General features: G+C 65.4%; 24 protein-coding genes. 10 read left to right on the top strand and 14 right to left on the bottom strand.

The window, feature by feature from the left end; translation table 11 throughout:
* Positions 1–53: 53 nt before the first annotated feature.
* Positions 54–407: a hypothetical protein gene (locus WI560_RS17250; RefSeq protein ID WP_375304156.1), complete on the top strand. Its 354-nt coding sequence runs from the start codon at positions 54–56 to the stop codon at positions 405–407.
* 255 nt (positions 408–662) lie between these two features.
* Entirely contained in the window at positions 663–2,285 is a 1,623-nt protein-coding gene (locus tag WI560_RS17245) for an ABC-F family ATP-binding cassette domain-containing protein (RefSeq protein WP_028136757.1), read from the top strand.
* On the opposite strand, the gene WI560_RS17240 is transcribed toward WI560_RS17245, so the two are convergent.
* The gene (locus WI560_RS17240; protein WP_375304155.1) at positions 2,282–3,265 is read right to left on the bottom strand and encodes a glycerophosphodiester phosphodiesterase family protein; all 984 of its coding nucleotides are present in this window, start codon (positions 3,263–3,265) and stop codon (positions 2,282–2,284) included. The genes WI560_RS17245 and WI560_RS17240 overlap by 4 nt on opposite strands.
* A 147-nt stretch (positions 3,266–3,412) precedes the next feature.
* On the opposite strand from WI560_RS17240, the gene WI560_RS17235 reads away from it, so the two are divergent.
* Positions 3,413–4,288 carry an MBL fold metallo-hydrolase gene (locus tag WI560_RS17235; protein ID WP_375304154.1) on the top strand — a complete coding sequence of 292 codons (876 nt, stop codon included), beginning with the start codon at positions 3,413–3,415 and terminating at the stop codon, positions 4,286–4,288.
* A 139-nt stretch (positions 4,289–4,427) separates the two neighbouring features.
* Here WI560_RS17235 and WI560_RS17230 read toward each other — a convergent pair whose 3' ends face one another.
* Complete coding sequence (locus WI560_RS17230) at positions 4,428–4,676, bottom strand: hypothetical protein (RefSeq protein ID WP_049820148.1); 249 nt, start codon at positions 4,674–4,676, stop codon at positions 4,428–4,430.
* A gap of 160 nt (positions 4,677–4,836) precedes the next feature.
* Here WI560_RS17230 and WI560_RS17225 point away from each other — a divergent pair, with 160 nt between their 5' ends.
* The gene (locus WI560_RS17225) at positions 4,837–5,301 is read left to right on the top strand and encodes a cupin domain-containing protein (RefSeq protein WP_375304153.1); all 465 of its coding nucleotides are present in this window, start codon (positions 4,837–4,839) and stop codon (positions 5,299–5,301) included.
* 6 nt (positions 5,302–5,307) lie between these two features.
* Here the strand turns inward: WI560_RS17225 and WI560_RS17220 are convergent, their stop codons facing one another.
* Positions 5,308–6,270, bottom strand: coding sequence for an alpha/beta hydrolase (locus WI560_RS17220; RefSeq protein WP_375304152.1), 963 nt, complete (start codon positions 6,268–6,270; stop codon positions 5,308–5,310).
* A 141-nt stretch (positions 6,271–6,411) separates the two neighbouring features.
* Here WI560_RS17220 and WI560_RS17215 point away from each other — a divergent pair, with 141 nt between their 5' ends.
* Positions 6,412–7,089 carry a nitroreductase gene (locus WI560_RS17215; protein ID WP_375304151.1) on the top strand — a complete coding sequence of 226 codons (678 nt, stop codon included), beginning with the start codon at positions 6,412–6,414 and terminating at the stop codon, positions 7,087–7,089.
* 362 nt (positions 7,090–7,451) lie between these two features.
* Here WI560_RS17215 and WI560_RS17210 read toward each other — a convergent pair whose 3' ends face one another.
* From WI560_RS17210 to WI560_RS17200, 3 genes are read right to left on the bottom strand one after another with little or no spacing between them, the layout of a single operon-like run.
* Entirely contained in the window at positions 7,452–8,573 is a 1,122-nt protein-coding gene (locus WI560_RS17210) for an HD-GYP domain-containing protein (RefSeq protein WP_375304150.1), read from the bottom strand.
* A 58-nt stretch (positions 8,574–8,631) separates the two neighbouring features.
* Positions 8,632–8,961 (bottom strand): PilZ domain-containing protein, encoded by a 330-nt coding sequence (locus WI560_RS17205; protein ID WP_375304149.1) that lies wholly within the window; start codon positions 8,959–8,961, stop codon positions 8,632–8,634.
* Complete coding sequence (locus WI560_RS17200; RefSeq protein ID WP_375304148.1) at positions 8,958–10,067, bottom strand: DUF2336 domain-containing protein; 1,110 nt, start codon at positions 10,065–10,067, stop codon at positions 8,958–8,960. The genes WI560_RS17205 and WI560_RS17200 overlap by 4 nt, the downstream gene beginning before the upstream one ends.
* 299 nt (positions 10,068–10,366) lie before the next feature.
* On the opposite strand from WI560_RS17200, the gene WI560_RS17195 reads away from it, so the two are divergent.
* Together WI560_RS17195 and WI560_RS17190 are read left to right on the top strand one after the other, a co-directional pair.
* On the top strand, positions 10,367–11,314 hold the full coding sequence (locus WI560_RS17195; protein ID WP_375304147.1) for a helix-turn-helix domain-containing protein: 948 nt from the start codon (positions 10,367–10,369) through the stop codon (positions 11,312–11,314).
* A gap of 51 nt (positions 11,315–11,365) precedes the next feature.
* Positions 11,366–11,956, top strand: a complete 591-nt coding sequence (locus tag WI560_RS17190) for an NADPH-dependent FMN reductase (protein ID WP_375304146.1) — start codon at positions 11,366–11,368, stop codon at positions 11,954–11,956.
* A gap of 69 nt (positions 11,957–12,025) precedes the next feature.
* Here WI560_RS17190 and WI560_RS17185 read toward each other — a convergent pair whose 3' ends face one another.
* Together WI560_RS17185 and WI560_RS17180 are read right to left on the bottom strand one after the other, a co-directional pair.
* Positions 12,026–14,107 (bottom strand): methyl-accepting chemotaxis protein, encoded by a 2,082-nt coding sequence (locus WI560_RS17185; RefSeq protein ID WP_257194415.1) that lies wholly within the window; start codon positions 14,105–14,107, stop codon positions 12,026–12,028.
* Between the two features lie 102 nt (positions 14,108–14,209).
* Positions 14,210–14,656, bottom strand: a complete 447-nt coding sequence (locus WI560_RS17180) for a DUF1810 domain-containing protein (protein ID WP_375304145.1) — start codon at positions 14,654–14,656, stop codon at positions 14,210–14,212.
* A gap of 202 nt (positions 14,657–14,858) precedes the next feature.
* On the opposite strand from WI560_RS17180, the gene WI560_RS17175 reads away from it, so the two are divergent.
* From WI560_RS17175 to WI560_RS17165, 3 genes are all read left to right on the top strand, one after another.
* Entirely contained in the window at positions 14,859–15,827 is a 969-nt protein-coding gene (locus WI560_RS17175; RefSeq protein ID WP_375304144.1) for a DUF2778 domain-containing protein, read from the top strand.
* A 68-nt stretch (positions 15,828–15,895) separates the two neighbouring features.
* A complete protein-coding gene (locus WI560_RS17170) occupies positions 15,896–16,153 on the top strand; it encodes a hypothetical protein (protein WP_024338019.1) in 258 nt (85 codons plus the stop codon).
* A 115-nt stretch (positions 16,154–16,268) separates the two neighbouring features.
* A complete protein-coding gene (locus WI560_RS17165) occupies positions 16,269–17,360 on the top strand; it encodes a TRAP transporter substrate-binding protein (RefSeq protein WP_375304143.1) in 1,092 nt (363 codons plus the stop codon).
* A 149-nt stretch (positions 17,361–17,509) separates the two neighbouring features.
* Here WI560_RS17165 and WI560_RS17160 read toward each other — a convergent pair whose 3' ends face one another.
* From WI560_RS17160 to WI560_RS17135, 6 genes are all read right to left on the bottom strand, one after another.
* Positions 17,510–18,292, bottom strand: a complete 783-nt coding sequence (locus WI560_RS17160) for an ABC transporter ATP-binding protein (protein ID WP_375304142.1) — start codon at positions 18,290–18,292, stop codon at positions 17,510–17,512.
* Positions 18,280–19,335, bottom strand: a complete 1,056-nt coding sequence (locus WI560_RS17155) for a dihydrodipicolinate synthase family protein (RefSeq protein WP_375304141.1) — start codon at positions 19,333–19,335, stop codon at positions 18,280–18,282. Before WI560_RS17155 ends, WI560_RS17160 begins: the two co-directional genes overlap by 13 nt.
* 6 nt (positions 19,336–19,341) lie before the next feature.
* Complete coding sequence (locus WI560_RS17150; RefSeq protein ID WP_375304140.1) at positions 19,342–20,163, bottom strand: GNAT family N-acetyltransferase; 822 nt, start codon at positions 20,161–20,163, stop codon at positions 19,342–19,344.
* Complete coding sequence (locus WI560_RS17145; protein ID WP_375304139.1) at positions 20,150–21,187, bottom strand: NAD-dependent epimerase/dehydratase family protein; 1,038 nt, start codon at positions 21,185–21,187, stop codon at positions 20,150–20,152. Before WI560_RS17145 ends, WI560_RS17150 begins: the two co-directional genes overlap by 14 nt.
* A gap of 26 nt (positions 21,188–21,213) precedes the next feature.
* Positions 21,214–21,984, bottom strand: coding sequence for an ABC transporter permease (locus WI560_RS17140; protein WP_375304138.1), 771 nt, complete (start codon positions 21,982–21,984; stop codon positions 21,214–21,216).
* Between the two features lie 83 nt (positions 21,985–22,067).
* Positions 22,068–22,715, bottom strand: coding sequence for a TetR/AcrR family transcriptional regulator (locus tag WI560_RS17135; RefSeq protein WP_375304137.1), 648 nt, complete (start codon positions 22,713–22,715; stop codon positions 22,068–22,070).
* Positions 22,716–22,731: the final 16 nt, after the last annotated feature.

Genomic DNA, 22,731 nt, shown 5'->3' with positions numbered 1-22,731 from the left:
GCAAAAGAAAACTGCAGCGACCTGAGCGATCGCTGGTGCATGGAGGGACGGACATGAAGCTTCTTGCCATCGCGGCGACGATCCTGCTGGGCAGCATTTCATTCGCCATGGCGCAAAGCTCGGGGGGCGCTTCAGGCGGTTCTTCATCCGGCGGCGGCACGAGCGGAGCCGGCCCGGGCGGTACCGGCGGTTCGACGCTCTCGAATGGGACCACGCTGAGCGGAACTGGGGGTTCGCCAGGCCCCAACACGTCCAATGCAAAGAACAAGGGAACGACAGGTGAGCGACTGGGCGTAACGCCTTCTGGTCAGGACGGCGGCGGATCTCGACCGACTTACAACACGCCGGCCGCGAATGCTGCCATCCAGCAGCTTGGAAATACCAATCCGGGCGTCCTCAGGAAGTGACGGCCATCCTGCACGCGGGCGCCGCGCGCAGGATGGCCGGACGATACGGGGAATGTGACGGCGGGACTGATGCCTTTCTGAAGCGTGGATGTGCGAGCTCACGGCGCTGGTGGCGTCGGGTCCAAGCCCTCAAGCTTGAGGGACGACCAGCGAATTGACGCGCGGGCAGGCCGGATCCCGGCCTGTCCCGGGCTTCCCCTCGCGCTCCGCATGCCCTATGACGCTGCAACGCAAAAATCCCCCCAAAAGACACTCATGATCCGCCTCGACAACGTCAGCAAGCAAGCCGGCCACCAGATCCTGTTCATTGAAGCCTCCGCCGCCCTCAACAAGGGCGAGAAGATCGGCCTCGTCGGCCCCAACGGCGCCGGCAAGAGCACGCTGTTCCGGATGATCGCCGGCCAGGACCTGCCCGACGAGGGCCAGGTCTCGATCGATCGCGGCATCACCATCGGCTATTTCAACCAGGACGTCGGCGAGATGTCCGGCCGCAGCGCCGTGGCCGAGGTGATGGACGGCGCGGGTCCCGTCAGCGAGGTCGCCGCCGAGTTGCGCGCGCTCGAGACCGCGATGGCCGACCCTGACAAGGCCGACCAGATGGACGAGATCATCGCCCGCTACGGCGAGGTGCAGCACCGTTTCGAGGAGCTCGACGGCTATGCGCTCGACGGCCGCGCGCGCGAGGCGCTGGCGGGCCTCGGCTTCAGCCAGGAAATGATGGACGGCGACGTCGGCAAACTCTCCGGCGGCTGGAAGATGCGCGTGGCGCTGGCGCGCATCCTCCTGATGCGTCCCGACGTCATGCTGCTCGATGAGCCGAGCAACCATCTCGACCTCGAAAGCCTGATCTGGCTGGAAAAATTCCTGCACGATTACGAAGGCGCGCTGTTGATGACCTCGCACGACCGCGAGTTCATCAACCGCGTGATCTCGAAGGTGATCGAGATCGATTCAGGCTCTCTTACCACCTACACCGGCGACTACGAGTTCTACGAGCAGCAGCGCGCCCTGAACGAGAAGCAGCAGCAGGCGCAGTTCGAGCGCCAGCAGGCGATGCTCGCCAAGGAGATCAAGTTCATCGAGCGCTTCAAGGCGCGCGCCTCGCACGCGGCGCAGGTGCAGAGCCGGGTGAAGAAGCTCGACAAGATCGAGCGGGTCGAGCCGCCGCGGCGCCGCCAGAGCGTGGCGTTCGACTTCCCGCCGGCGCCGCGCTCGGGCGAGGACGTCGTCGCGCTCAAGAGCGTGCACAAGGGCTACGGCTCAAAGCGCATCTACGACGGCTTCGATTTCATGATCCGCCGCAGGGAGCGCTGGTGCGTGATGGGCGTCAACGGCGCCGGCAAGTCGACGTTGCTCAAGCTGGTCGCGGGCGCGAGCGAGCCCGACCAGGGCACGGTGGCACTGGGGGGCAGCGTCAAGATGGGCTATTTCGCCCAGCACGCCATGGATCTGCTCGACGGCGAACGCACCGTGTTCCAGTCGCTGGAAGATGCGTTTCCGACCGCGGGGCAGGGCTCCTTGCGCGCGCTCGCCGGCTGCTTCGGCTTCTCCGGCGACGACGTCGAGAAGCGCTGCCGGGTGCTGTCGGGCGGCGAGAAGGCCCGCCTCGTCATGGCCAAGATGCTGTTCGATCCGCCGAACTTCCTGGTGCTGGACGAGCCGACCAACCATCTCGACCTCGCCACCAAGGAGATGCTGATCAATGCGCTGTCGGATTTCGAGGGCACCATGCTGTTCGTCTCGCACGACCGGCATTTCCTCAGCGTTCTGTCGAACCGCGTGCTGGAGCTGACGCCGGAAGGCATCCACCAGTTCGGCGGCGGCTACACGGAGTACGTCGCGCGAACCGGGCAGGAGGCGCCGGGGCTGCGGAGCTAGTCTTTGCTCTTGCCCGCGATCCTGGCGACGGTCTCGATTTCGTTGGTCCAGATGCCGCCGGAATAGCCTTGCGGCAGCCGGGCGAACAATTCGGGCGTATCGATGCCGGTGGAGAATTCGCCGCCGCTGTAGGGGCCGAGCACGAAGACCGCGCTGCCAGCATCGGTCATCCGATTGAGGAAGCGATTGGGCCAGCCCCATAGCCAGGGCGCGACGTTGACCGGGACCAGCACCATCGCGTTGCGGCAGGCCGGCGGGACGAGACCGGTCCAGCCATAGGCGATATAGCGGATCAGGCAGCTTCGGATCGCCGCGCGCGAAATGGTGCGGACATCAGGGGTCAGGCGACGGATCATCTCGATCGGCTCGTCACCACCATAGACCATGATGGTCCGCCGTCGCTCGGCCGGCAACGCGTTCAGCGCGGCGGCGAGTGTCTCGCCTTCGCTCGCGTCACGGCTCTTCACGTTGATAAGGAGTCCCTTGTCAGGGAAGGTGGCAAGCACCTCCGACAGCGTCGGCATCATCCCGATTCCCTTGCCGCGAAACGGGAATGTCTTGCCGCCGTCGGCGGTGTAACCGTAGCCGATGTCGAGCATTTTCAGCTTCGCCATGCTCTGCTCGCGTGTGACACCCCGGCCGTCGGTGCGGCAGTCGACCGTCCAGTCGTGGAATACGGCGAACTGGCCATCGGTGGTCGGGTGCACGTCGAGCTCGACGATGTCGGCGCCGGCCTCGAAGCTCGCGCGCATCGAGGGCAGGGTGTTCTCCAGATAATCGTGCGTCGGCGGCAACATCCGTGTGGCGGTGCAGGTATCGCTCTTCACGCCGCGCTCATCGAAGCGCTGCGCCATGCCGCGATGGGCGAGCAGGACCGGCTTGCTGCCGGGATGCGGCGTCAGAAGACTGGTGTTGTTGACGTAGACGCCAGCCGCGACGGCAATCAGGGCCAGCGCGGCGAATTTGAGTTTTCTTCCCACGCGATCTTTCCAATTTCGCGATCACCGTCGACCGAGTTTGAGGTTGATTTGCGGCAATCGTCGCGCATGAGCGCGTGCGCGTTGCACGGCTTGAATGGTCCCATGCCGGCCGCTACGCTTCCCTCAAAAAAGGGGAGCGAAACAGCGATGCGGCAACTCAGGATCGGGGACATCACCATCGATGCGGTGATCGAGCGGGAGGGGCCATGGCGGCGGCCGCAGGATTTCTTCCCGGCCTATGACGAGGGCGTGTTCAAGCGCCATCTGCCGACGATGGAGCCGGAGGTGTTCGACGCCGCGCGCGGCATGATGGTGATCACCTATCAGACCTTCGTGGTGCGAACGCCGCGCTATACCATTCTCGTCGACACCTGCACCGGCGAGGACAAGGGTCATCCGCCGCCGTTCGATTTTCCCGGCAAGGAGCGCTGGCGCAACGAATTGCTCGCGCTCGGCATCTCCTTCGAACAGATCGACTACGTGTTCTGCACGCATTTGCATATCGACCACACCGGCTGGAATACGACCTTGCGCGACGGCCGCTGGGTGCCGACGTTTCCGAACGCGAAGTACGTCTTCCACAAGAGGGAATACGCGGCCTGGGAGGCCGAGCATGCCAAGGGCAACAATCCGCCGGGCACGGTCTTCCGCGACAATTGCCTGCCGATCGTCGAGGCCGGGCAGGCGCTGCTCGTCGACGATGACTACGCGCTCGACGACACCGTGACGCTGACGCCGACGCCGGGGCATTCGCCCTGCCATTGCTGCGTGAACATTTTTTCGAAGGGGCAGCGCGCCGTGGTCGCGGGCGATCTCATGCATCACCAGATCCAGTGCCGCGAGCCGGACTGGTCGGCGCGACCCGACTGGGATCCGAAGCAGTCGGCGCTGTCGCGACGCAAGTTTTTCGCTTCCGTTGCCGACACCGACACGCTGATCCTGCCGGTCCATTTTCCGGCACCGACGGTGGGATGGATCAGACCGCTGGGCGACGCGTTCGATTATCGGTTCAGGCGGGCGTGAAGTCCGCCGTCATGGCCGGGCTTGTCCCGGCCATCCACGATCTCCAGCGCTGCACGAAGAACGTGGATGCCCGGGACAAGCCCGGGCATGACGAGTGCGGAGAGCGATTACACGCCAAAAAGCAGCGAATCCGCTGCGATCAGGCACCGGTCTCGCACTTCTTCATGAAGCTGTTCTTGGCGGCGCCGGCGAGCGGCTTGCCGTCGGCGCTGACGGCCTTGGGCGCGCAGGCATCGGCCTTGCATTTCTTCAGGAACGACGTCTTGGCGGCGCCGGCCAGCGGCTTGCCGTCCTTGCCGACCGCCTTGCTCTCGCAGGTTTCTTGCGCGAAGGCCGAGCCTGCTGCAAAGGTGGCAACGATCGCAGCCAGAAAAATCCGCTTCATCATGGGTGTCTCCGTCAGCCAGAAATGGCGGAGGGATTGGAGCCGGGAATCGTGGCGCAATCAAGCTGGATGACGGCCCTGTTGCCTGGCCTGTTGCACTGCTCGCTGACCCCGGCGGGCAATCCTGCTAGGCTTGGTCAGCCGAGCTGGATGGAGCATCGTGATGGACGCCGTGATCTCGAAACACCAGGAAGCCGCCGACCAGCATTCTCACCTGGTTCGGCCTCAAGACATGGAATGGCAGACCACGCGTTTTCCGGGATGCGAGGCCAAGACGCTGCTGTTCGACCGGCGCACGGGCCTGATGACCGCCTTGATGCGGTTTGCGCCGGGAGCGGTGCTGCCCGACCACGAGCATGTCGGCATCGAGCAGAGCTGGGTGATCGAGGGTGCGCTCGTCGACAAGGAGGGGCCGGCCCAGGGCATCGCCTGCAAGGCCGGTGAGTTCATCTGGCGCGAGGCGGGCAGCCGGCATGCCGCGTGGTGTCCGGACGGGGCCCTGATCCTCGCGATCTTCCAGGTGCCGAACAAGTTCTTCGAAGCCGACGGCCGCGTCGTCGACGCCGCCGGTCAGGATTGGGACGAGGCCTGGGGGCATACCGGCGCGCAGCGCGCGCGGAGCGCCTGACGTATCCTACGCGCCACGCATCAGCAGCGCCTTGAAGTCGGCCCGGGCGGCTTGGGCCTCGGCGCGCGCGGCGTCCGAAGCGTCGCCCATGCCGAAATAGCCGTGGATCAGTCCGGGGCCCTCATGGTGCTTGACCCGCACGCCGGCCGCCTCCAGCGCCCGCGCATAGGCTGTGCCCTCGTCGCGCAGGGGATCGAACCAGGCGGTGGTCACGACCGCAGGTGCGACACCGGCGAGGGTTGTTGTGCGCAGCGGCGAGACACGCCAGTCGGAGGCATGGCCGGGATCGGCAAGATAATGGCCGCAAAACCATTCCATCGTGGCACGCGTGAGGAAGTAACCCTCGGCATTCTCGGCGCGCGAGGGATAGCGCGCATTCTCGCGTTCGTCGGCGTAGGCGCCGAGGACGTCCGTGACGGGATAGACCAGTAATTGCGCGGCGAGCTTGATGCCGGCGTCGCGGCAGGCGATCGCGGTGGTCGCGGCAAGGTTGCCGCCGGCGCTGTCGCCGGCAACGCCGAGGCGTTTTGCGTCGCCGCCAAATTCCGCGAGGCGGTTGAAGATGTCGCTCACTGCGGCATAGGCGTCCTCAAACGCACCGGGAAAGCGCGTTTCCGGCGGGCGCCGATAGTCGACGGAGACAACGACGGCGCCGGTCTCGATCGCAAGGTTGCGCGCCTGCCGGTCGTGGGTCTCAAGGTCGCCCGCGACCCAGCCGCCGCCATGAAAGAACACCACGGTCGGCGCCGGCGTGGTGCCGACCCGGTAGACCCGCGCAGAAAGCGGGCCGGCGCCGCCTCTGACCTCGATATCCTCGACGCTATCGACGGGCGGCGGCGGGATGGCGGCGCGCGAGGCAGCCAGTGCGCGCAAGGAATCGCGGGCGCTCTGTGGCGTCATGACCGTGGGATCGCGCATCGGCATGAGCGGAATGATCTCGGCGATAACGGGATCGAGTGGCGCGGCCATGTTTCAGTCCTCACGGGGTGCGGCGGCCCCCTCCAGGGTTCTTGGTCTTGCTTGCGGGTTAGCATAGATTTTGCGCGCCGCATCGGCAACCGGCCTCGTGTCGTCACGCCGGCGGATGAAGAGGTAGGGAGATTCTGCGAGGTGGAATTCGAAACGCTGGTCCAGTCGCGCCGCAGCGTGCGTGGCTTCAGGAAGGAGCCGGTGCCGCGCGCGGTTATCGAGGCGATCATCGAGAGCGCCAAGCGCGCGCCGTCGTCGATGAACACCCAGCCCTGGCATGTCCACGTGCTCACAGGCAGCCCGCTCGAAGAGGTGCGCCGCCGCAACATGGAGGAGATGGTCGGCGGCGCCAAGGTCAAGCGCGACATCGTCAGCCACGGCGAGTACCAGGGCGTGCACCGCACCCGCCAGGTCGACATCGCCAAGAAGCTGTTCGGCGCGATGGGGATCGCGCGCGACGACAAGCCGATGCGGCAGGACTGGGTGCTGCGCGGTTTCCGCCAGTTCGACGCGCCGGTCTCGCTGGTCCTGACCTACGACCGCGTGCTCGATCCCGGGGCGGTCTGCCATTTCGATCTCGGCGCGCTCTGCTACGGCATCGTGCTCGCGGCGTGGGACCGCGGCCTCGGCTCGGTGATCAACGGCCAGGGCATCATGCGCTCCGACATCGTGCGCGAGGTGGCGAAGATTCCGGAGGACGAGGTCATCATGACGTGCGTTGCGATGGGCTATCCGGACGACGGCTTTGCCGCAAACGCGGTTCGTTCGGATCGCGAGCACAATCAGGAGTTTGTACGCTACGTGGGTTTTGCCGACTAGCGTGTCCGAGAGGAGATTATTCTCTCGCGAAATTTTTGGTGCGGAGCCCCAAGCGGCCTCTTGCAATCTCGAAGGTGCGGGAGGAACAATATGTCCGGTGAGAGGTTTGTTGCTGGCGCGAGGGAATTGACATGCGGCGGCTGGCTAGCCTGGTTCGGCGTTTCTTCGGCCCGCGACTGCGGCGCCCGATCGATGAAGATCCAAGTCTTCCTTTCACACCCGAAGAGTTCGGTCGGCTGATTCGCAGCGGCCGGCACGAGGACATGAAGCTGCTGGCCGATGGGCTGGCGTGCCGGTCCATCCCGCGCCGCGCCAGCTATCGTGCTACTCATTAGGCCGCGGTCGAGAACGGTCTGCCGCGCTCACCGCGTGAGCGCGACCTGCTGGAATGAGCGGACCAGCGCCTTCTCCAGCTTCCCGTTCATCCCGCACAGAATGTCGTAGGCCTCCGCGCGCGGCATGGTCGGCTTGTAATGCCGGTGCTCGATCAGCGCAGCGAAAATGTCCGAGATCGTCAGAATTCGCACGATGTCGCCAATGCTCTCGGCGCAGAGCGTGTCGGGATAGCCGCTTCCATCGAGGTACTCGTGATGATGGCGAACGGCATCGAGTATCTCCGGCGAGATCCCGTCATGCCCCTGCAGAAACTCGTAACCGGCGGCCGGATGCGTTTCGATCATCGCGCGTTCGGCGGCATCAAGGCGGCCCGGCTTGTCGAGGATGGCGAGCGGAATCTGTGCCTTGCCGATGTCGTGGAACATGGCAGCCGAGTAGAGACGTTCCAGGTCGGCCCTGCCGACGCCGAGGCTTAGTCCGAAGTCGATGGCCACGCCGGTCACGAGCAGGCAATGCTGATAGGTTCCTTCGTGATGGCGCCGCACCGTCATGAGCCACTCCGTCAGGCCATGCCGGGTGATACGATCGGCAATCTGGCGACCGGCTTCCTTGGTGCCCTCGACGTCGAGCGGCTGGCCGAGGGTCATGGCCGTGAACATCGATGCGATCGCGGTCGCGGCGGTCTCGACGGCGTTGTCCGGTTGCGACGTGTCGCCTGACGATGCGGATACCCCGCCGGCCGGATCGGACAGCGCCGCCAGCAGCCTGGTCCGGGTGACCGTGCCGGAAAGGACCAGCGTCGCCCCGAGCGCGTAGGCTTGCGAGATGCAGACGTGGGAGGCGTGATCGAGCAGGAAGATGCGCTTCCTGGCCTTCGCCAGCTTGCTGGCCCGCTTCTTGATCGCGGCGATGTTGTCGACATCGCGCAGCTCGGCGCGGATGACGATTGCGGCTGGCGTCTGCGACAGCCTGGAATCGGCATCGAGTCGCTCGCCGGCAATGGTGAATTTCTCGTCGAGGATCGAGCAGATGCCCGAGAGTTTGTCGGACGTGTCGGCCAGCACATGCAGGAAGGGGCGATCGGTTCGTGTCTGACGGATGCCGCCGTCACTATCGATCGGGCCGGATCTTGTTGGCGCGTGCTGCACGATCTGACCTACACTTTGCGACCGTCTGAATGTCAGACGCCAGGTGGAATGTTCGAATCTATTTGCCTTGAACCGCGGTCTGCGCAGGCGCTGGTGCGCCTGCAGGCTTCTTCTTGCCGTCAGTCGTAATGAACTGGATTCCAGCCATGGTGCCGTCGATCCAGACCAGTTCGCAGCGCCGGTAGGCGAGGCCGGTCGACGACAGCACCATGAAGAATTCCTTGGCCTGGAGCACGTCGAGCGTGCCCTCGACCTCGACCTTGGCGCCGCTTTGCGACACGTCCAGCAATACGCAACGGCGTCGCCAGGTGCCGTCCGAACCCATGAGATTGATCGGCTGCCTGTGGTCCATTTTCACGCGAAAGGCTTTGCGACCGTCGAATTTCATCGGCTAATCCCCATCTCTGCGCCGCGATGTTCCCGACTGCTCTCCTTGGCGCTTGCCGCAATTTCCCCCCAACGCACCGTCCACTGGCTGGTCGACAGAAGCAGTGACTCGAACATGTGCTGCGCGCGTTCGCGCTCGGCGAGGGAAAGCCTTCTGCCGTAGCGATTGCCCAAGATGGCCAACGTGGTCTGCCAGTTCAGCCGCGAGGCGCGGCAGGCCATCACGAGACCCTCGCAATCGTCGTCGGTCATGAGATGCTCGACGATTTCGATGGGAGCCCCCGAAAGCACCGATAGGGCCGTGACGAGGTTGGCGGTCTCGCCGCGGATGGCGAAGCGGTTCACCGTGGAATCGTTGAGCTTGCCGATGCGGTTGAGCGCGACGATCTCCGGCCGCGCGCCGGCATAGGCGGCCGCGCAGGGCAGCTTGGGGACGATTGGCGCGGCCGCTACGGCTTGAAGTGAGACGGTCGCCTTCGGCCCTGCGCCGGATTTTGGAGCCGGTGAGGCCGACAGCAACTTCCGCATGACCGTGTCGGGCGTGTCCGGCCTGACGGCCAGCGCCTTCGTGAGCTCATCATCCGCCAGGCACTTCCCGACCAGCGCGGCGTAAGCGGCGTCAGGGAATCGCGCCTCCGTATTGGCGATCAGCGCGGCACAAACGCTGCGGGAGCCGGCCTCGATCAGCGTCTCGATCAGCGGCGGATCGATCGGCGCGCGGGCGGCGATCGCGCGTTGCTGCCGTTCGCCGCTCGAGGCCGCGATCGATTTGAGATCGGCTGTGGACAGTGACTGCGATCTCAGCAAGAGGGGGCACGCCACCTCCGGATCGTGGTGTGAGGCGAGACGCCGCACGGTTTTCGGCGGAGCCACCGCGAGTTCCGCGAGTGCTGTGCTGAGCTCGATCAACGCATTGGCCTCGACCCGCTCCGTCAGCCGCAGCAGAACGCCGTCGACCACGTTGGCGAGCAATTCCTGAGGCCGGTCGCGGCTGCTGGTGAGCAGCTGCATGATGCCGGAAAGAATGCGGGCGCAGCGATCCAGTGGACACGTTGCGACCGCGTCCTCCAACTCGACCAGAACATCAGCAGGCGAATTTGCCGTCATGGCAGGGGCCCGAAATTTGAAATAACTTTGACGATCAAACGACCCTACTTCGCCTCAAAGTTGTTAATATTGAATTTTAGGTATCGAAACTTGGGTATTTAAGTACCATCTAAGGCGCGGGAAACGCTATCGAAATTCGGCGAGACCGGACGTGCCCGCTTGTTCTTCCAACGAGCTCCGTACCAATTGCTCGGGACACGTTAAGATTGATCCTTTTCGGGGAGGATCGAAAACCGAGGGGGGAACGAACCGGAGCCGCGGCCTGACGCAGTCCGCGCGACGTTGCGTTTCCCGTTGTCATGAACAGCATTGACGATGTACCGAGATTGGCAATCCAAACATTTCGCTTCTCAGACGTCGACGAATTTCGAAGTGCCATACGCGGGCTGAATTTCGAATTCACGCCTTTCGTACGGAGGATTTCGGCTGAGCAGACAATCCTGTCGTTGCCCGGCTGCGACGTGAATTTGACGCAGACGTTTCCGCGAATGGTCGATGCGCAGCTGGTCGAGAATTGCACGGCGATCGGCTTCACGATGGACGACCTCGACGTACCCGTTCGCTTCAATGGCTCGCAGCGCGCCCGACCGGTCGTGGTCATTGGCAGCGGCGGCGCTGCCTACACCACCATTGAGGAGGTGCAGCGGCAAATCGCCTCGGTGGTTTTCAGGCCGGAGGTGCGGGACCGCGGCTGGCCGGCCACGCTCTCGAGCTTCAAGATTTTTGAAGTCTCAGCGGCCGGCTTGCACCGGCTGCGCACCGTGGTTCGTGAGGTGCTGGCCAAGGCGTCCGACCCGGCCGAGGCGCCGGAGCTCTCATTGAAGGGCGCGGCGATGAAGGAGTCTCTGCTCGGAGCCGTCGACGAGGCCTTCGAAAGCGTCGTCTCGGCCCGCTGGACCCTCGGCCCCAACGACGAGCGGAAATTCAGGATGTTCCAGGGTATCCGCGCACTGCTGACCGAGGATTTATCGCAGCCGATCTACAGCGATGAGATCGCGCGCAAGCTCGGGCTGTCGGTTCGCACCATGCACGACGTCGTTCGCCGCTATCGAGGCATGAGCCTGCACCGCTATTTGCGCCTGCGTCGGCTGTGGCTGGTGCGGCGGCAGCTTCTCGCCGGCGCCGATAGCGTCAAGGCGATCGCGCTGGCGTTTGGCTTCTGGCATCTCAGCGATTTCTCCAGAAGCTACCGCGTCCAGTTCGGCGAGTCGCCGTCGCAAACGCTGGGCCGCGGTCGCGGACGATAGTCCGACAAAGCGAGTACCGACGGGGCGCCGGTTTCGTGCTACCGTCCGGCCATGAGCAATCGCATTCTCGTCCTCTACGGTTCCTACCGTTCCGACCGCATGGGCATCCGCCTTGCGAATTTCGTCATCAATGGTCTGCGTGACCGCGGCGACGACGTCGAGTTCATCGATGCCAAGGCGGTCGGCCTGCCGATGCTTGACCGCATGTACAAGGAATATCCCAAGGGCGCGGCACCCGAGGCGCTGGAAAAGCTGGCCGGACAGATCCGCGGCGCCGACGGTTTCGTGTTCGTCACCGGCGAATACAATTGGGGCATCCAGCCCGGCCTGAAGAATCTCACCGACCATTTCCTCGAAGAATGGTTCTGGCGCCCGGCCGCGATCGTGAGCTATTCGGCCGGCCGGCTGTCCGGCGCGCGGGCAGCAACCGCCTGGCACGGCACCCTGTCGGAGATGGGCATGGTGGTGGTGTCGAGCACCATCGGCGTCGGCCCGATCGCGCAGACATTGTCGGCCGAGGGCGAGCCGATCGGCGAGGGCGGCAAGGCGCTGGAGCGCTCGTTCCCGCGCTTCGCCGACGATCTGACGTGGTGGATCGAGGCGGCGAAAGCACAGCGGGCACGCAAGCCGCCGCCTTATTGATGTCGTTCGCCGCGAAGACGTGCCGCAGCCCCGATCGTGCGCGGCGCGAGCCGGGCTACCGATCTGCTCCTACGCCGCCCTGACCTCGCCGAGGAAGCGGTCGAACTGTCCGGCGAGATCGCGCGACTGGGTCGAGAGCTGCTCGGCGGCGACCAGCACTTCCCGCGCCGCGGCGCCGGTGTCGTCGGCGGCACGCTGCACGCCGGAGATGTTGCTGTTGACCTCCTGGGTGCCGCGGGCGGCTTCCTGCACGCTGCGGGCGATCTCCTTGGTGGCCGAGCCCTGTTCCTCGATCGCCGCGGCAATCGCGGTGCCGATCTGGTCGATCTCGCCGATGACGTCGGCGACGTTGCGGATCGCGGCCACGGTCTCGTCGCTCGCGGTCTGGATCGCCGCGATCTGCTCGGAGATCTCGGTCGTCGCCTTGGCGGTCTGGCCCGCCAGCGATTTCACTTCGGAGGCAACCACGGCAAAGCCGCGGCCGGCATCGCCGGCGCGGGCGGCCTCGATGGTGGCGTTCAGCGCCAGCAGGTTGGTCTGCTCGGCGATGCTCTGGATCAGCGTGACGACGTCGCCGATCTTCTGCGCGCCCTCGGCCAGCGTGCGTGCGGTGTCGCCGGTGCGGCGGGCGTTGTCGACGGCGCGGGCCGCGATCTCGGTGCTTTGTGCGACTTGGCGGCCGATCTCGGAGATCGAGGAGGTCAGCTCCTCGGTGGCGCTGGCGACCGTCTGAACGTTGGTCGAGGTCTGCTCGGAGGCGGCGGCGACGACCGCGGCCTGGCTGTTGGTCTGGGCCGCCGTCGAGGTCATCGACTGCGCGGTGCTTTCCATGGTCGAGGACGCCCGCGACAGGCCACCGACGAGTTCGCTGACCTTGGCCTCGAAGGCGCGGGTGAGCTCGTCGAGTGCCTGGGCGCGGCGCATCTTGCCGTCGCTCTCGGCCTGCTTCTCGGCCGCGAGCCGGTCGGCCCGGATCATGTTGTCCTTGAAGACCTGAACGGCCGCAGCCATCGCCCCGATCTCGTCGGAGCGCTCGGCGCCGGGAATGGCGTCCGCAACCTCGCCCTCGGCAAGCCGCGACATCCGCGTCGTCAGGTTGACGATCGGAGCGCAGACGCGGCGGCGGACCATCACGATGAGCCCGATGCTCGCAATCAGCACGGCGGCAAGGCCCGCAAGCGCGATGGTGAAGCTGGTGCGCGCGGCGGAGGAGGCGCCGGCGAGGATCTGCTCGGCATTGTCATAGAACGCGTCGCGGACCTCGATGATGGTGCTGAGGCCGCGCTGCGTAGCGGCGTAATAGGTCTCCATGTCGTGTTCGTACTTGCCGCTGACCGCACCGTCCTTGACCAGCTTGAGCTCGCGGCCGAACTCCTCGACGTAACTTGCGTTGAATTTCTCGAGCGCGGCGGCGACGTTCGCCGGCGTTGTTGGATTGCCGCGCAATTCCTGCAGCGACATCACGATCTGATCGTTGCGGCCCTGCGAGCGGGCAATGTCGGCCTTCTCGGCATCGGTCGCCGGCTTCTTGCCGCCGACGAGATTCTTGTGCAGGCTGGAGTTGAAGCCGCCGACGTCGCGCAACGTCATTGCGATGTTGGCGTAGCTGGCCTGGCGGTAGGCGTCGCCGTTGAGGATCGCCATGCGGCGGACCTGCTCGTTGAGCAGCGCGGTCACGCCGCTGTTGAGCACGACATTGTCGGCGACGATCTTCTTGGCCGCGTCCTTGCGCGCCTCGACTGGGCCTGCCAGCGCCTTGTCGATGGCCTCGCGCAGCGCGGTGAATTTCGCACTGATGCCGTCGATGTTGCTGCCGATGGCCGCGCCGTCGTCGAACGAGCCGGGCAGCTCCTTGCGCAGCGCGTTCATCTTGTCGCGGGCGCCGTTGGTCTGCTTGCGCAGCTTGTCCTGCTCGGCGAGCAGCGCGGGGTCGATGCTGGCCGGTCCATAAAGGATGTTGGTGGAGAAGCCGCGCTCGGGATTGAGGTAGCGCGGGATGTCGCTGACGGCGCGGACGATCGCCAGCCGGCCTTGCGCCTCGGTGATACGCTCCATCGTCTGGTATCTGGTCACGGCGACGTAGACGGCGAGGCCGCCGCCCACGGTCGAGAGCGAAACGATGGCGGTCGTCAGGAGCGTACCGATTTTCATGATCTGTCCGGCAAATAACGGAGAATTATTTTGCCCGGACGATAGTTTGCCGGCGTTAATCTCGGGTTTACGCTCTCTGCCGCTACCCGCCAGGGGCGTTGATCACCCGCTCTGGGCCTGCCGATCCAGCTTCGACAGGATTTCCAGCGTCGCGGCGTCGCGCTCGCCTGCGAAATAGCGGGCGAGCGCCGCGCCGAAAATGGGCTCGTCGGACACCGCGCCGAACAGCGTCATCGACGAGCGGAATTTGGCGTCGTCCGGCGCGCCGAGGATCGCGTTGATGCTCCGCCCCTGGACGGCGAGCACGAGCCCGGTGCATTCGATCAGGCGGGCCCCCAGCACGGGATGGGCGAAATAGGCCTTGGCCTCGGCGCGGGAGCCGATGGCGTAGCGCTGCGACATGGCGCTGGAGCCGAGGCCGGTGATTTGCGGGAAGACGAACCACATCCAGTGAGTCTGTTTCCGGCCCCGGGCCAGCTCGGCCTCGACGGCGCGAAAAACCGGGTCCTGGGCCCTGACGAAGCGCTCGAGATCGAAAGGATCGGTCATTGGATACCCCGGAGATGCCTTGTCGAGCCCTTGCCGGCCGCGATTATGCCTAACTTTTGGCTCCCAATGTGGTAGCTGATATAGAGTCTCCGGGTGGGGGTTGGGCCCCCCGGGGAATCGATTTGGGGATCTGATGGTTTCCGACCGCGCTCGCGCCGAGAGGCTGTTGCCGCGCCGCCGTATAGGGCGGGCCGAGCGCGTTTTGCTGTCTCTGGCTGCCGTCGCGCTGGCGCTGGGCGCCGCCGCCTGGGTCGCGGACATCGGAGCTTCGAGCTTGAGCGATTCCAGCGCGCTGGTCTCCGCCGCCCTGCCGCCGGCCAATACCCCTTCCTTTGAGGACCGCTTCGCTTCGGCGTCCGGCAATCCGCCGGCCCGGGACCTCGGGCTGCGGACGGTGGAGCGCTCTGCCCTGAATGCGGTCCAGCTCAAGCTCCGCGACGCCAAGGCGATGCTGGCGCAGAAGCTTCAGGGCGGTGATTGGCGTTCGACCCTGACCGACGACGACCGTCACCTGACCGAGGAGGCCAGGGCCTCGCAGCATGCCGACGCCATCCCGATGCCGCGCTCGCGCCCGGTTCAGGCGGACCTCTCGGCCCAGATCGCCTCCAGTCAGGCCTATGCCGACACCACCAATCCCAGGGCCGACAACCGCAACTTCTTCGAGAAGTTCAGCGACAAGATCCGGCTGGCCTCGCTGACGCCCGGCGACGGCCTGTTCGGCAAGGCGCCGGATCTCGCCGCCCTCGGCTACGATTCGCGGACCGCAGTCTATGACATCAAGGCCAAGGCGGTTTACCTGCCGAGCGGCGTCGCGCTGGAAGCCCATTCCGGCATGGGCGCGCTGATGGACGATCCCGATCATGTCGATCAGCGCATGGTCGGCGCGACCCCGCCCGCGATCTACGATCTGAAGCCGCGCGAGAAGCTGTTCCACGGCACCCGCGCGCTGCGCTTGACGCCGACCGAGGGCACCAGCGCGCTCGGCCGCGTCGGCCTTCTCACCCATGGCTACCTGCTCGGGCCGCGTGGCGATTCCAACGGCTGCGTCTCGATCAAGGAGCATGATCGTTTCCTCAAAGCCTACGACAACGGCGAGTTCAACCGCCTGGTCGTGGTGCCGAGCCTGAGCGGGGCGACGACCGCCTCGCGGCGCGCGAGCACCGATTCCTGATATTCTTGCCTGCCAGGGCAGGGCTGCCGTTTCCCCTTCGTTAAGCCGTCATCGTCCAGAAGCAGCCCATGAGCGATCCATCAAGTTCCGAGACCCCGCTGCGCACGACGTTCAAGATCAAGCTGAACGGCGACACGCTGGCGATCGCGACTGTCGGCCAGGCCTATCAATTCCTCACCAACTTCAAGTCGGTCGAGTGGATGGAATTCCGCTCCCTGCACGAGGACGCCGTCGCGGCCCTGGAAGGCGCGGCCGGTAATGCGATGCTGGCGGTGCAGGCAACCAACGCCGTGCGCGCGCTGTTCGTCAGCGCGAAGCTGCTCTGAAGGCCTGCGGGCCTGGTCCGCACAGCTTGAACTCCGCTGCAGGAACGGGCAAACGATCCGCGACGATTGTTGCCGCAAGCCCGTATGTTGAACCTTACTTTCAGGAGAGCCCATCATGAAACGCCGTACATTCCTCAAGGGCGGCGCGGTTGCCGGCGCGACGACGCTGGTTGCCGCGCCTGCGATCGCGCAGAGCATGCCCGAGATCAAATGGCGCCTGACCTCGAGCTTCCCGAAGTCGCTCGATACCATCTACGGCACCGCGCAGACCTTCGCGAAATACGTCGCGGAGGCCACCGACAACAAATTCCAGATCCAGACCTTTGGCGCCGGCGAGATCGTTCCGGGCCTGCAGGCGCTCGATGCCGTCAGCACCGGCTCGGTGGAGATGGCGCAGACCCCGCTCTATTTCTACATCGGCAAGGAGCCCGCTCTGGCCTATGCCACCGGCGCGCCATTCGGCATGAACCATCGCCATCAGGAATCGTGGTGGCACTTCGGCGGCGGCGCCGACCTCACCAACGAGGCGCTCAAGCCGTTCAAGGCCCATGCGATCCTCTGCGGTAATTCCGGCACCCAGATGGGCGGCTGGTTCCGCAAGGAGATCAAGACCGTCGACGACCTCAAGGGCCTCAAATTCCGCATCGCTGGCATGGGCGGCCACGTGCTGGCAAAGCTCGGCGTCGTCCCGCAGCAGATCGCGGGCGGCGACATCTATCCGGCGCTGGAGAAGGGCACGATCGACGCGGTCGAGTTCGTCGGTCCCTATGACGACGAGAAGCTCGGCTTCTACAAGGTCGCCAAGTACTATTACTTCCCTGGCTGGTGGGAAGGCGGCGCCATGCTGCACATGATCGTCAACGACGAGAAGTGGAATTCGCTGCCCAAGCAATACCAGGCGATCGTCAACCAGGCGGGCTCGGCGGCCGGGGCGTGGATGGTCGAGAAATACGACAGCGTGAACCCGGGCGCGCTGAAGCGGCTGATCGCGAACGGCACCGAGCTGAAAGCGTTCCCGCAGCCGGTGCTGGAGGCCTGCTACAACGCGACCCAAGACCATCTGAACGAGCTCGCCGCCAAGAGCGACCTGTTCAAGCGCACCAAGGAGAGCCACGACGCGTATATGAAGGAGTTGCTGTTCTACACGCAGATCGCGGAAAACTTCTACGACAATTACCTGCTCAGCAAGATGCGCAACAAGAGCTGACGTGAGGAGTGGGCGCGGTGTTCATGCCGCGCCCGGCTCTCGTAGGGTGGGCAAAGGCGCACTTGCGCCGTGCCCACGTTCTCTCACTTCATGGGCAATGGTGGGCACGCTTCACTTTGCCCACCCTACGGGACTAATCGTGTGGCGAACTACGCCGCGCCTAAGCCCAGTTTCGCATAGATCCGCCGTGCGTAGGCGCCGAACGCATCGGTGGTCTTCAGCGGAAGGTCGCGCGGGAAGGGCAGGTCGATTGGAAAATAATCGGCCATCTTCGCAGGTCCAGCCGTCAGCACCGCGCAATGCGAGGACAGGAAAACGGCCTCCTGGATCGAATGCGTGACGAAGATGATGGTCTTGCCGCTCTCGCGCCAGATCCGCAGCATCTCCAGGTTCATCTGCTCGCGCGTCAGCGCATCCAGCGCGCCGAACGGCTCGTCCATCAGGATCAGCTTGGGATCGTGAATGAAGGCGCGCGCGATGGCGGTGCGCTGCTGCATGCCGCCGGACAGCTGCTGCGGATATTTGTGCTCGTAGCCGGCGAGCCCGACCAGGTTGAGCAGGTCGCGCGCCCGCTCGCGCGCGGCCTTCATCGGCAGCCCGACGATCTCGGCCGGCAACAGCACGTTGTCCAGGATCGTCCGCCACTTCAGCAGCAGCGCCTGCTGGAACACCATGCCGATGTCACGGGTCGGATCGAACGGGCTGTCGGCATTGCCGATCCTCACCGTGCCGCCGTCGGCGCCGTGCAGGCCGGCCAGAATCTTCATCACCGTGGTCTTGCCGCAGCCGGACGGGCCGACCAGCGAGACGAGCTCGCCTTCCTGCACGTCCATGGTGACGTCGGACACCGCCAGGAATTCGGCGCCGCCGCTGCGATAGACCTTGCGGACGCCTTGCAGGCTGATGAAGGGGTCTGGGCTCATGCCAGCCATTTGTTCAGGTTCGCGGCGACGAAGGCATCGTCGCTGAGGTCGGCGTGATCGCGCGTGACGCGGTCGATCTCCTCCTTCTGGCCGGGGCTGAGGTCCTCGTTCGGATCGAGGCACCACAGGCCCTGCATCAAGCCCTGGCGGCGCAGGACCTCGTGGCAGCCTGCGATGCAGCCGTGAAAATTGTTGGCGACATCGAAGAAGGCGCTGTTGCAGTCGGTGACCCGGGCATCGAGTGCGAGAAGATCGGCCGGCACGCTGTCCTTGTGCCGTGCCGTCTTGCAGCGCTCGAACTGCTCGATCGCGCTCGCGGTCCATACCGACCAGTGGCCGAGCAGGCCGCCCCTGAAGTAAGTGCGGGTGGTGACGCCGTTGTCGCGCAGGTCGAAGGGCAAGGTGAGATCGAGCAGGATGTGATCGTCGTTGCCGGTGTAGAGCGCGACGCGGTCGAGCGCGCCTGCCGCCGCAACACCGCGCAGCACATCGAGCGTCCGGTAGCGGTTGAACGGCGCGATCTTGATCGCGATGACGTTGTCGATCGAGGCGAAGCGCTGCCAGAACCGGCTCGACAGGACGACACCGCCCACGGCCGGCTGGAGATAGAAGCCGACCAGTGGGATTTCGGCCGCGACCGCCGTGCAATGCGCGATGATCTCGTCCTCGGAGGCGCTCTTCATCGCGGCGAGGCTGAGCAGGCCGGCGTGATAGCCGATGTCGCGCGCGGTGCGGGCTTCGGTGACCGCCTGCGTTGTCGGACCGGCGAGGCCCGCAACCATCGCCAGCGGACGCCTGGTCCAGTTCGCCGCGGTCTCGGCGGCGAGCTCGAGCACGGGGCGGTAGAGGCCGACATCGCGGATCGCGAACTGCGTGGTGTGCACGCCGACTGCAAGGCCGCCTGAGCCTGCGTCGATGTAATAGCGCGTCAGCGCCCGCTGATGCTTTTTGTCGAGCTGACGTTCGGCGGTGAGCGCGAGGGGATGCGCTGGCAGCACAGTGCCCTCATTGATCAGCCTGCGGACGTCGCTGTTGATCTGGCTGTGGTGCATGATGTCCTATCCGAATTCGGGGCCGGCGACGGCGAATGGGGGTTCCTCACCCGTGACGGTGGCGGGGCCGAACCGCATGCGCTGGAACGGGCGCTCGACGGTCCAGCCGGAGGCAGCCAAGCCTTCGAGGAACGCGGCTTGCGAGGCGACGGCGTCGAGCAGGAGCGGGCTGGTCTCCGAGCGCATGATGGCGTCAACCAAAGCCAGGGCTGCCGCGACATTGTCGGCCAACAGCGGACCGATATGGCGGGCGGTGCGGCCGTCGCGCACCAGCGCGATGGCGCCTTCCGTGCCGACGATGCGCGAGCCGGGACGCTGGGCGAAGGCGGAGAGGAGCGCGGTCCGGTCAAAGCCGCTCGCGCGCCGATCCCGCATCGCAAGCGCATCGAGCGTCGCTAACGACAATGGCGGCGCTTCCGCTCGCGCAGGCCTTGCCAGCTTCAACCGGCGCAATTGCAGCGTCGGCGTGAACCCAAGCGGGCCGTAGACGGCAGCGCCGTCGGGCGTAGCGTCGAGCCAACTCGTCAGGCCGTTCTTCCGTGCAGTGTCCAGGCACGCATCGACGAGGCGTGTTGCAAGGCCGCGGCGGCGATGCGTTGCCGAGACCAATACCATGCTGATCCAGGCGTTGTCGCCGGAATAGGGCAGCAGGGCGGCGGTCGCGACCAGCCGCGCGCCGTCACGGATGCCGAACACGATGCCGTCGCGCAGGAAGATGCGCCAGTCCTCTTCGGTCTGATTCCAGTGCGCCTCGGTCGAGAGCGCCAGCCCCGCGATCGCGTCCTGCACGCCGAGCTTGAGGACAAGCGGAGCTTCAGTAGCGTCCATCGCGCACCTCGTATTTGGTGGGCTTGCCGAGGCTCGGCATGGCGCGCGCGACCCAATCGGCGGTCCAGGCGATCAGCTGCTCGGTATCAACCACCGGCAGGCCGAACAGCTCGACCGCTCTTGACGTATCGGTCAGCCAGGCCGTCGGCTCTTCCTTGCCCGTCAGCACCGGCGTGCGGCCGAACCTTGCGCCGAACTTTTGGGCGAGATCGCGTACCGCCAGGATCTCGTGGCCGCTGACATTGATCGGCGAGGTCGGCGTCGTGCAATGGGCGAGACAGCGGAGCGCCTGCGCGGATGCATCGCCCTGCCAGATGAAGTTGACATGGCCCAGGCTGACGTCGATCGGCGCGCCGTTGAGCACCTTCGTCGCGATGTCGTGCAGCACGCCGTAGCGCATGTCGATCGCGTAATTGAGACGGAACAGCCGCCCCGGCGTTCCAAGCTTGCGCGAGAAATATTCGAACATGCGCTCGCGGCCGACGCAGGACTGCGCGTATTCGCCGGGTGGATTCGGCGCCATGTCCTCGGTCGAGCCCTTGCCGTCGACCGGGACGAAGGGATAGATGCAACCGGTCGAGAACGCCACGATGCGCGAGGACGGGAAGGCCTGTGCCACCAAGGCGGGCACATGCGCATTCATCGCCCAGGTCAGTGACAGGTCGCCCTCGGCGCCGAACTTGCGGCCGGCCATGAAGACGATGTTCGGTGCCTTCGGCAGCGTCGCAATCGCCGTCTCGTGCATCAGGTCGCAATTGATCGTCTCGACCCCGCGCGCGTGCAGCCAGTCCTTCACGCCGGAGTCGCTGAAGCGGGCGACGCCGATGACGCGCCGATCCGGCGCCGCGGCTTTCGCAAGGCCCGCCAGCGTCGGGCCCATCTTGCCGGCGACGCCGAGGATCATGATGTCGCCCTCGACCTTGGCAAGGTCGTCGATCAGTGCCTGCGTCGGCCGGCACAAGAGGTCGTCAAGGGCTGCGATATCGGGGATGGTCTTCGGCAGCGTCTGGCGGGTGAGCAGCATGGATTGGGTCCTCAGGTCTGCCGTTGTCAGGTCTGTCTTGCGTCGCCGACCACGAACATACGTTCGAGGGCCAGCACCAGGCCGTAGAGCGCGACGCCCAGCAGCGTCAGCAGCACGACCGCCATCACCATCGCGGGCGTGTCGAGCGAGGACTGCACCTGGATCATGAGGTAGCCGAGCCCGCGCTCGGAGGCGATGAATTCGCCCACGATGGCGCCGGCGACCGCCAGGATGGCACCGACCTTCATGCCGGAGAAGATGTAAGGCAGCGAGCCCGGGAGCTGGATCTTGCGGAACAGAGTCCAGCGCGAGCCGCGTAGCGATTTGACGAGATCGAGCAGATCCGGCTCGACCTCGCGCAGGCCGCGCGCGGTGGTGAGCAGGATCGGGAAGAAGCAGATGCTGAAGGCAATCAGGATGTTCGGCACGATGCCGTAGGAGAACCAGACGATGAAGAGCGGGCCGAGCGCGACCTTCGGGATCATGTTCAGCGTCACGAACAGCGGCAGCAGCACGAGGCTCAGTAGCGGCGCCCAGCTGAAGATCACGGCGAGCGCGACGCCGACGAGGGCGCCGAGCGCAAAGCCGCCGAGGATCTCGACCGCCGTCACCAGCGTGTTGGCGCCCCAGGCATAGCCTGCGGTGCCCAGCGTCTGAATCGTCGCCAGCGGGGAGGGCAGGATGAATTTAGGGACCTGGAAGGCGTCGACCGCGACCTGCCAGAGCACGAGCACGGCGAGATGCACGATCAGGATGATCGCGAAGCTGCGCGGGATGCGGGCCCTGTCTCCTGCCACCGATGGCTCCCTGTTGCCGCGGCAACGCGGCCGCAGGTCGCGAGCCTAGCCGCGTTCGGGGAAAGTTTCAACCAGTTGGTTGATTATGGCCGGAGCGAGTGCAGCACGAGGTCGGCGACGTGGCGGCGGCGGGCGCGGCGCTGGGCGCGGCTCGACAGGTCCTTGCCGAAGATCGCCGACAGCGTCGGCGTGTTGGAAAAGAAGAAATAGGACAGGCCCGCAATGGAGATATAGAGCTGAACCGGATCGATCCCCTTGCGGAACACGCCGGCGCGCACCCCTTCGTTGAGGATGTGCGAAACGCTCTTCACAAGCGGGGAATGCATCGCTTCCAGCCGCGTCGAGCCGCGGACGTGGCGGGCGCCGCCGCGGTTCTCGTCGTTCAGGAGCACGATGAAATCGGGGTTTGCGGCCAGATGGTCGAACGAGGCCTCGATCAGCTTGCGGATCGCCTTCTCCGGCGGCAGGCCTTCGAGGTTGAGCCTGCGCTCCTGCTCGCGAATGTCCTCATAGACCCATTCCAGCACGGCGAGGTAGAGCGCGTCCTTGTCGCCGAAATAGTGGTAGACGAGCTGCTTGTTGACGCCGGCGCGCTCGGCGATCTCGTCGACGCGCGCGCCTGCGAAGCCGTGCCGGGCGAATTCCAGGCGCGCCGCGGTGAGCAGCTTGTTGCGGGTGGCGACGGGATCGCGGCGCTGCGGCACGGTGTCGCCAGATCGTTTTGCGGACATTTCCAACCAAACAGTT

The organism is Bradyrhizobium sp. A11, assembly GCF_042077125.1.
GTDB lineage: Bacteria > Pseudomonadota > Alphaproteobacteria > Rhizobiales > Xanthobacteraceae > Bradyrhizobium > Bradyrhizobium japonicum_B.
This window is presented reverse-complemented; position numbering and strand designations above follow the sequence as displayed.

Coding starts and splice junctions, on each gene's coding strand:
- WI560_RS17225 (WP_375304153.1), top strand. CDS start 4,837: ATGGACGCCGTGATCTCGAAACACCAGGAAGCCGCCGACCAGCATTCT.
- WI560_RS17185 (WP_257194415.1), bottom strand. CDS start 14,107: ATGAAAATCGGTACGCTCCTGACGACCGCCATCGTTTCGCTCTCGACC.
- WI560_RS17250 (WP_375304156.1), top strand. CDS start 54: ATGAAGCTTCTTGCCATCGCGGCGACGATCCTGCTGGGCAGCATTTCA.
- WI560_RS17145 (WP_375304139.1), bottom strand. CDS start 21,187: ATGCTGCTCACCCGCCAGACGCTGCCGAAGACCATCCCCGATATCGCA.
- WI560_RS17165 (WP_375304143.1), top strand. CDS start 16,269: ATGAAACGCCGTACATTCCTCAAGGGCGGCGCGGTTGCCGGCGCGACG.
- WI560_RS17155 (WP_375304141.1), bottom strand. CDS start 19,335: ATGCACCACAGCCAGATCAACAGCGACGTCCGCAGGCTGATCAATGAG.
- WI560_RS17195 (WP_375304147.1), top strand. CDS start 10,367: ATGAACAGCATTGACGATGTACCGAGATTGGCAATCCAAACATTTCGC.
- WI560_RS17160 (WP_375304142.1), bottom strand. CDS start 18,292: ATGGCTGGCATGAGCCCAGACCCCTTCATCAGCCTGCAAGGCGTCCGC.
- WI560_RS17150 (WP_375304140.1), bottom strand. CDS start 20,163: ATGGACGCTACTGAAGCTCCGCTTGTCCTCAAGCTCGGCGTGCAGGAC.
- WI560_RS17235 (WP_375304154.1), top strand. CDS start 3,413: ATGCGGCAACTCAGGATCGGGGACATCACCATCGATGCGGTGATCGAG.
- WI560_RS17180 (WP_375304145.1), bottom strand. CDS start 14,656: ATGACCGATCCTTTCGATCTCGAGCGCTTCGTCAGGGCCCAGGACCCG.
- WI560_RS17205 (WP_375304149.1), bottom strand. CDS start 8,961: ATGAAATTCGACGGTCGCAAAGCCTTTCGCGTGAAAATGGACCACAGG.
- WI560_RS17200 (WP_375304148.1), bottom strand. CDS start 10,067: ATGACGGCAAATTCGCCTGCTGATGTTCTGGTCGAGTTGGAGGACGCG.
- WI560_RS17245 (WP_028136757.1), top strand. CDS start 663: ATGATCCGCCTCGACAACGTCAGCAAGCAAGCCGGCCACCAGATCCTG.
- WI560_RS17220 (WP_375304152.1), bottom strand. CDS start 6,270: ATGGCCGCGCCACTCGATCCCGTTATCGCCGAGATCATTCCGCTCATG.
- WI560_RS17230 (WP_049820148.1), bottom strand. CDS start 4,676: ATGATGAAGCGGATTTTTCTGGCTGCGATCGTTGCCACCTTTGCAGCA.
- WI560_RS17135 (WP_375304137.1), bottom strand. CDS start 22,715: ATGTCCGCAAAACGATCTGGCGACACCGTGCCGCAGCGCCGCGATCCC.
- WI560_RS17190 (WP_375304146.1), top strand. CDS start 11,366: ATGAGCAATCGCATTCTCGTCCTCTACGGTTCCTACCGTTCCGACCGC.
- WI560_RS17170 (WP_024338019.1), top strand. CDS start 15,896: ATGAGCGATCCATCAAGTTCCGAGACCCCGCTGCGCACGACGTTCAAG.